This window comes from Armatimonadota bacterium (genome assembly GCA_035527535.1).
GTDB lineage: Bacteria > Armatimonadota > Hebobacteria.
Genome location: DATLAK010000045.1, coordinates 1 through 7,205 on the forward strand (window position 1 = coordinate 1; position 7,205 = coordinate 7,205).

Below are 7,205 nucleotides of genomic sequence, written 5' to 3' on the forward strand. Positions count from 1 at the left end.
CCTACTGGGCGCGCCCCGACAGGTCGGGGCGCGGGGAACTCGCGACCTCCATGGGAGGTCGCGCCCAGTTCATGTGCTGCAAGGCATAATCATGCTTTGCCCCCGCCCTGTTGAGCGCGATGTGGGTGATGATAAGCTTCAAGGGGAAGGTTGGGTGAGGGTGACACGGCTGCGGGGTGCGGCTCGACCCGACTTACTCTCACCCGTCCCGATAGGACCCGGGCGCAGCCCACGCGGTGGATGGTCCTGACCGCCCAAGCACGGAGTGGCGAGGTCGCTCCGCGACCGCTACCCCGGCGGCTTCGGCGCCTACGGGCTCCTGGGGGATGACCTCCCCCCGGACTAACGGCGGCATGGTCTGAGCATGCTTTGCATCGGGACTACCGTTCGTCGAGCGCCCTCAGTGCCGCTCCCGCAGGAGCGAACCCGGGGGCGAGGTCGAGCGCGCGGCGAAACTGCCGCCGCGCATCCTCGGTGCGACCGAGGTCGGCGTAGATGACGCCCAGGTGATACTCGATTTCCGCGTTGTCCGGCGCAAGCTCGCACGCCCGCTCCAGCAGCCCGGCAGCGCGCCGCTGATCGCCGAGGCGATAGTGCGCCCACCCGAGGCTGTCAATGATGATGCCGCGCTTGGGCTCCAGCTCCACCGCCCGCTCGATCAGCGGCAGAGCTTCGCGCGTCAGCTTGTCGGCGTCGGCCAGCAGGTAACCGATGTCGTTAAGCGCGAGCGCATTGTCATAGAACCGCCGGTAGGCTCGGTGCACGACTTGCCGCGCCCAGGGGTCGCGGCCAAGCTGAGCGGCAGCCAGGATCGCGTCCTGGTACACGACGAAGGGTTGGTTCGGGTTCACCTCCAGGCTGCGGCGCAGGTGCGGCAGCGCCCGGTCCGGTCGCGGCGGCTCCATCCGCATGTATGCCATGCCGATACGCGCGCGCAGGCTGGCGGAATCGCTCTCCAGCCGCAGCGCCCGGGCGAAGCTGCGGTCGGCGGTCGCCAGATCGCCGCGCTCGGCCGCCCGTGCCCCGTCAGCGAACGCGTCCTCAGCGCCCACGCGTGACCGGTAATCCCGCACCACCGAACACCCCGCGGCCGACGTGATGATCGCACACGCGATCACTGCCGGGGTCAGTGCCCGCGCAGGCGCCGCGAGGGCGCGCTGAAGGAAAGCCACGGCCTTGCGAGCCATGTGCGTCATGAGGACCTGTGTTCGCCGCGCCGCCGGTGCCCCCTGCCGGCAGGCGTTCGCGCCCCGGCGGTGGAAGACGACATGCGGCCGCGCGCGCGGCTTGCGCCCGTTGGCCCCCGCGCAGCAGGAACCGCACCGGCAGCGGGCGAATTCTGCTGTATTCCCAACCCGCGAGTGCGCGCGCGAGCCTGCGGCGGCTAGGTCGCTCCGCGACCGCCGTGGTGGCTGAAGCCTAGCCACCTGACGCGTGACTGCGCAGAATGGAGAGAGCAAAGGTGGCACTGAAGATTGCGATTGTCGGCCTGGGCAATGTGGGCAACCTCCACGCCCGGGTCTACCAAGACGATCCGCTGGCGGAAATCGTCGCTGTGTGCGACATCATCCCTGAGCGCGCCAACGCCGCCGCCGAGAAGTACGGGGCTCCGGCGTTCTACAGCGTTAGGGACCTGCTCGCCGGCGGCATCGAGATTGACGCCGCCAGCATGTGCACCGCCGGCGTCGAGAACGGCGGCGATCACTACCAGCCGACGGTGGAGCTGCTGAGCGCCGGCATCCCCACCCTGGGGGAGAAGCCGATCTCCAACGAGATCGAAAAGGGGCGCGAGATGGTGGCGCTGGCGAAGGAGAAGAACCTGCCCTACGCCATTGACCTCAACCATCGCTTCACCCCCGCCGCCCGGCGCGCGCGTGAGTGGGTTGACGGCGGGCGGCTGGGCAAGCTGCATATCATCAACATGACGATGTGGATCAACAACCGCAAGGAGAGCTCGCCCTGGTTCCACCTGCGTGCGCTGCACCCGCACTCGATTGATGTCATGCGCTATTTCTGCGGCCCGGTCAAGAGCGTGCACGCCTTCCTGATGAAGGGCGAGGGGCGCACCATCTGGTCCAACGCCCAGGTCAACATGCTGTTCGCCAACAACGTGGTGGGTCATCTCACCGGCAGCTATGACGCCGGCGGCGGCTTCGGCCTCGAGCGCTGCGAGGTCACCGGCTCCAAGGGCCGCTTCGTGTTGGAGGAGGCCTGCGAGGTGCTCACCTGGTACTCGCGCGAGTCCCGCGAGAAGGAGAGTTACTACTACCTGGGCGGAATGATGGGCTTCGGCGAGACCTTCCAGTCGCGCATCCACCGCTGGCTGGAGCAGTTGACCGAGGGCGTCAAGCCGGACCAGGTGGACGGCTCGGGGGCCGATGGGCTGGCCGCGCAAGAGGTGATCGAGGCCGCCATCAAGTCGTGGGAGACGCACTCGGTGGTGGACCTGTGATGGCAAAGCGAAATGTGGCACACCCGCCCCCGGGTGTGCGGGCGCCGCGTAGGCGGTGCCAATTCACCCCGACGAGTCGGGGTGCCACATGAGGGTGCGCGGCATACCAACCAACGAGATTCGGTGACACCTGCGCAGTTCATCTCTTATCGAGGAGGCCGTATGTTTCCCCTGGGTGCGAACTCAGTTCTCTTCGGCGGTTTCGACTTGGAGACCGCGATGGCGCACATCGCCGCGTGCGGCTACGACGGCATCGAGCTGTCGGCAATTAAGGGCATGTGCGAGCACCTTAACCTCGATTCCTGGCGCGTGGACGTTCCGCGCATCCGGGACCTCGCGCAGGAACACGGCCTCAGGCTGCTGGCGATCGAGGAGGCGGCGCTCGACGAGGCCCGCTTGACCACGTGTTTCGAGGCCGCGGCCGCCCTCGGCATCCCGCTGGTCAACATCGGCCCCGGCGGCAAGTCCGATGTCGAGGAGGATTTCCGGCTGCGGATCGAGCTGATGGCGAAGATGGCGCGCCTGGCCGCCGACCACGGCGTCATCCTGTGCGCCAAGGCCCACGTCAAGCAGTCCATCTACAGCACCCCGACCACGCTGCGCGCGATGGCGGAGATAGACTCGCCAGGGTTCGGCATAGACATGGACCCCAGCCATATCTACCGCGCCGGCGAGGACCCCGTGGAGGCGCTGCGCCAGGTAGTGACTCGCATTCGTCACGTGCACATCCGCGACTGCCCCGATCGCGGGCCCAAGCCGGGCGCGCCGGAGCTGCAAGCCTGCGGCCGCGGAGAGATTGACCTTGCGGGCTACGTCAAGGTGCTGGTGGACGCGCGCTACACGGGGCCGGTTGACCTCGAGATCATCGGCGCGGGCGAGTACGAGTTGGCGCGCTGCGCCATCATCGCCGCGGAAAGTCGCGGGTACCTGAACGCGTGCTTCCGGGCATGCGGGCCGCGGCGCGTTTGACTGTGGGACAGGCGCCCCCCACCTGTCAAATGGAGAGCACAGCCGGGGGCGGCTGTGCCACATTGACCGAACGGAGGAACACGACTCATGCCACGTCGTCGCCCCAATATCCTGATGCTCGCCGTTGACAGCCTGCGCCGCGACCACCTGAGCTGCTACGGCTACCACCGTCTCACCTCGCCCCACCTCGACCGCCTCGCCCAACGCGGGGTGCTGTTCGAGAACATGTTCAGCGCCTACGTTCCCACCACGCCCGGGTATTCGAGCATGCTCACCGGGCGCGACGTCATGGCCACCGGGCAGGTGAGCCTGCGCGCCAAAGAGCCCCTCGACCCTGCCCAACCGACTTTGCCCGAGATCCTGCGCGAGTACGGGTACGTCTCCGCCATCATCGGCTTCGACGGCACGTTCTACCGCGGCTTCGACCACTGCGAGCCGGTCGCCGCCTGGTGCTCGTGGGAGGACCGTCCGGCGCGCAAGGCCGAGAACCTCAACGACAAGGCTTTGCCGTGGCTCGAGCAATCGAGCCGGAGCGGCCAGCCGTGGCTGCTGTTCTTGCGCCACATGGACCCGCACTCGCCCTACCTGCCGCCGCCGCCGTTCGACACCATGTTCTACGCCGGCGACCCCTGCGACCGCAAGCTGCCCAACACCATGAAGCCGCCGTTCGCGTTCAAGCCTTTCGCCGACTACTTCAAGTCGTGGATGCCGCCGCGCGTGCGCGACATCAGCTATGTCCTCGCCCAGTACGATGCCGAGATCGCCTACATGGACGCGTGCATCGCGCGCCTGCTTACGCGCCTGGGGGAACTGGGGGTTGCCGACGACACGCTGATCGTTTTCACCTCCGACCACGGCGAGACGCTGGACGAGCACGACTGCTATTTCGATCACCACGGGACCTACGAGCCGACGCTGATGGTGCCGCTGGTGTTGTCGTGGCCGGGGGTGCTGCCGCAGGGGCTGCGCGTTCCGGGCACCGCGCTGCTGGAGGATATCGTGCCCACGCTGGTGGAGCTGCTGAAGCTGGGCAAGGCCCGCAAGCTCCCCTTTGACGGTCGCAGCCTGATGCCGATGATGCGCGGGGAGGCGGCGGAGTATCGCTCGGAGTTCTACATCAGCGAGTGCACGTGGATGCGCAAGCGCGGCTGGCGCACGCCCGAGTGGAAGCTGATCGAGGCGCTGGAGCCGGACTTCCACCACAAGCCGCCGCTGGAGCTGTACAACCTGGTGCTGGATCCGCTGGAGCTTCACAACCTCGCGGCGCAGGAGCCGCAGATCGTGGACACGCTGCGCGCGCGCATGATGGCATGGGTCGAGCGGCGGGTCAAGGAAACGGGCAAGGACGACCCCATCCTCGGCTACCACATCGGCACCGACCGGCGCATCGGCTCCGTCGCCACCGCCCGCAAGCTGCAGGCGCGGTAGTAATTACCGTGTACCTGACACCATCAACGTCAGCGGAGGCTTGCGTGTTCGAATGGGATTGGGTGCACGAACCGACTGAGCGCCTCCCGCGATGCCACTGCTCGGTGATCGTCGAGCTGCCGGACGGCGACCTGCTGTCGGCGTGGTACGCGGGCGAGGACGAGGCGCGCCCCGACGCGGCGGTGGTGACCGCCCGCAAGTCGCCCGGCGGCGCCTGGAGCCGGCCGCCCCAGATCGTGGCCGACACCCCCGGCAAGCCGGAGGGCAACCCCATCCTGTGGGTCAACCGCCGCGGTCGGCTGCAACTGTTCTACGGCACCATCCACGGGGAGATCGCGGGCCCGTCCGGGTCGGGCGGGTGCTGGGGCACAGCGGACCAGAAGATGAAGCTGAGCCCCGACCTCGGCCGCACCTGGGGCGACGACATCATGCTGCGCGCGGAGTGGGGCTGCGTCTTCCGCACCAAGCCCCTCGATCTCGAAAACGGCGATACCATCATCGGCGTCGAGTACTACCCCGGCAACAGCCTGTTTCTCATCTCCGAGGACGATGGCGACACCTGGTCGTACACCGGCGAGGTGCCGGGGGTGCCCGACCAGCACCCGACGATGATTCAGCGCGCCGACGGCTCCCTGCTGGCGCTGCTGCGCCCGCGCCACGGCAACACCCGCGTCGGCCGCACCGTCTCCCGCGACAACGGCCGCACCTGGGAGACCGCGGTGCACACCGACCTGCCCAACCCCGGCGCCGCGATTGACATGGTCAAGCTCGCCGACGGGCGGGTGGTGTTGGCGTTCAACCCCATCGAGCGCGGGCGCAACGTCCTGGCGCTGGCGGTATCCGAGGACGAGGGCGACACCTTCTCCGTCGTGCGCGAGGTCGAGCGCGAGGACGAGGGCGAGTTCTCCTACCCCGCTCTCATCCAGTGTCGCGACGGGCTGCTGCACATGACCTACACCCACCTGCGCACACGCATCAAGCACCTGTGGCTGACGGCGGACTGGATCTACGGCGCCTGACCGCATCGCTGGCGGCAGGAGGGCGAGCGGGCATCGGCGAATCCGTAGCAAGCCAGCCGCGCCCGGGGACCTTCCGGGCCGCATAACCCGATGGATCCGCATATCGGCGAGGGGGTCACCATGAACCAGTGCCCTGTCTGCGGTTACCAGTTACTGCCGTCCGAGCGAGTCTGTCCCAAGTGCAGGGGGAGAGGCGCATCCCCGGGCGCGCCCGCGTCCCCGCCGCGCACCAGCGGCCTCGCCGTCGCCTCCCTGGTGGTGGGCATCCTGGCGCTGTGCGGCGGCCTCCTCGCCCTCCCCGGCCTCATCCTGGGGATCGTCGCGCTGCGTCAAGTCAATCGCAGCCAGGGGCGGCTCTCCGGCCAGGGGCTGGCCATCGCCGGGGTCGCGCTCTCCGGCGTCGGCATCGTGGTCACCGTCGCGATACTGGCCTTCGTGCTCCCCACGCTATACCCGGTCTTCCTCCGAGCGCGCGGAGCCGCGACGACGGCGTCGTGTCTTTCCCAGGCGAAGCAGGTGTCATTGGGCGCGCTGATGTATGCGCGGGACCACGACGACAAGCTGCCGCCCGCCGAAACGTGGTCGGATAGTTTGATGCCTTACGTCCGCGATGCCAGCACCTTCGTCTGCCCGGAAGCGCCCAACCTGCGCTCCGGCTATGCCTACAACCGGGATCTCAGCAATCTGACGCTTGGCGACATCGGCGATCCGCCGCGAACGGTGCTCATCTTCGAGAGCAGCCTCGGCTGGAACGGCGCGGGCGGCGCGGAGGCGCTGCTCTCCCCGCCGCGCCACGATGGGCGCAACGTGGTTAGCTTTGCTGACGGCAGCGTGCGGCTCGTCAGGGCGCTGGAGCAGGCGCAGCTTCTCTGGCAGCCGACGGCGGGCTCCCCGCCGGCACCATGAGAGTCTTCGCCGCGCCGACGCCGTCGCGCTCGGGGAAGACATTGACCGCCCCCAACCCCGCGGCGCGCCCGCGCCCGCGGCGGCGCCGCCGACGCGCTATGGCGCCGGAGCAGTCGCGTTCGGCGCGATCACGACGGTGGCGGTCACGCCACCGGAGCGGGCGGTGACGCGCACCTCGCTGGCTAGGCCCTTCGGGCCGCCATCCCGGCCTTCAGGCCTAGGGACGTGAGCGCCCTGTGGCCGCCATTGCGCAGTCACCACGCCGCGGTGGGTGCGGTGATAGCGTGGGACGTCGCCCGCGTCCGCCGTGACCTCGACCGGTGTGCCGTCCGGCACCAGCTCACCGGCGCCGTCGCGCAACACCGCGATCACGTCCCTCACCCCGGGCGCGTCGCGGTGGTTGACGTTGGGGCGGCTGGTCGCAACGATCT

General features: G+C 68.7%; 7 protein-coding genes. 5 read left to right on the forward strand and 2 right to left on the reverse strand.

All coding sequences use genetic code 11. The features are described from left to right. Positions 1–380 precede the first annotated feature (380 nt). Entirely contained in the window at positions 381–1,196 is an 816-nt protein-coding gene (locus VM221_02760) for a tetratricopeptide repeat protein (GenBank protein HUT73742.1), read from the reverse strand. Between the two features lie 266 nt (positions 1,197–1,462). Between VM221_02760 and VM221_02765 the strand changes: the two genes are divergently transcribed. The 5 genes from VM221_02765 (at position 1,463) to VM221_02785 (ending at position 6,774) form a co-directional block, all read left to right on the forward strand. Next, complete coding sequence (locus tag VM221_02765; GenBank protein HUT73743.1) at positions 1,463–2,452, forward strand: Gfo/Idh/MocA family oxidoreductase; 990 nt, start codon at positions 1,463–1,465, stop codon at positions 2,450–2,452. Between the two features lie 162 nt (positions 2,453–2,614). Beyond that, the gene (locus VM221_02770; protein ID HUT73744.1) at positions 2,615–3,421 is read left to right on the forward strand and encodes a sugar phosphate isomerase/epimerase; all 807 of its coding nucleotides are present in this window, start codon (positions 2,615–2,617) and stop codon (positions 3,419–3,421) included. A gap of 87 nt (positions 3,422–3,508) precedes the next feature. Further along, on the forward strand, positions 3,509–4,849 hold the full coding sequence (locus tag VM221_02775) for a sulfatase (protein HUT73745.1): 1,341 nt from the start codon (positions 3,509–3,511) through the stop codon (positions 4,847–4,849). Between the two features lie 44 nt (positions 4,850–4,893). Beyond that, positions 4,894–5,868, forward strand: coding sequence for a sialidase family protein (locus tag VM221_02780; protein HUT73746.1), 975 nt, complete (start codon positions 4,894–4,896; stop codon positions 5,866–5,868). A gap of 120 nt (positions 5,869–5,988) precedes the next feature. Continuing rightward, complete coding sequence (locus tag VM221_02785; protein ID HUT73747.1) at positions 5,989–6,774, forward strand: DUF4190 domain-containing protein; 786 nt, start codon at positions 5,989–5,991, stop codon at positions 6,772–6,774. Positions 6,775–6,870: 96 nt separating this feature from the next. Here the strand turns inward: VM221_02785 and VM221_02790 are convergent. Continuing rightward, positions 6,871–7,205: hypothetical protein (locus tag VM221_02790; protein HUT73748.1), on the reverse strand; the 335-nt coding region annotated here is incomplete at its 5' end.

Coding starts and splice junctions, on each gene's coding strand:
- VM221_02760 (HUT73742.1), bottom strand. CDS start 1,196: ATGACGCACATGGCTCGCAAGGCCGTGGCTTTCCTTCAGCGCGCCCTC.
- VM221_02770 (HUT73744.1), top strand. CDS start 2,615: ATGTTTCCCCTGGGTGCGAACTCAGTTCTCTTCGGCGGTTTCGACTTG.
- VM221_02775 (HUT73745.1), top strand. CDS start 3,509: ATGCCACGTCGTCGCCCCAATATCCTGATGCTCGCCGTTGACAGCCTG.
- VM221_02785 (HUT73747.1), top strand. CDS start 5,989: ATGAACCAGTGCCCTGTCTGCGGTTACCAGTTACTGCCGTCCGAGCGA.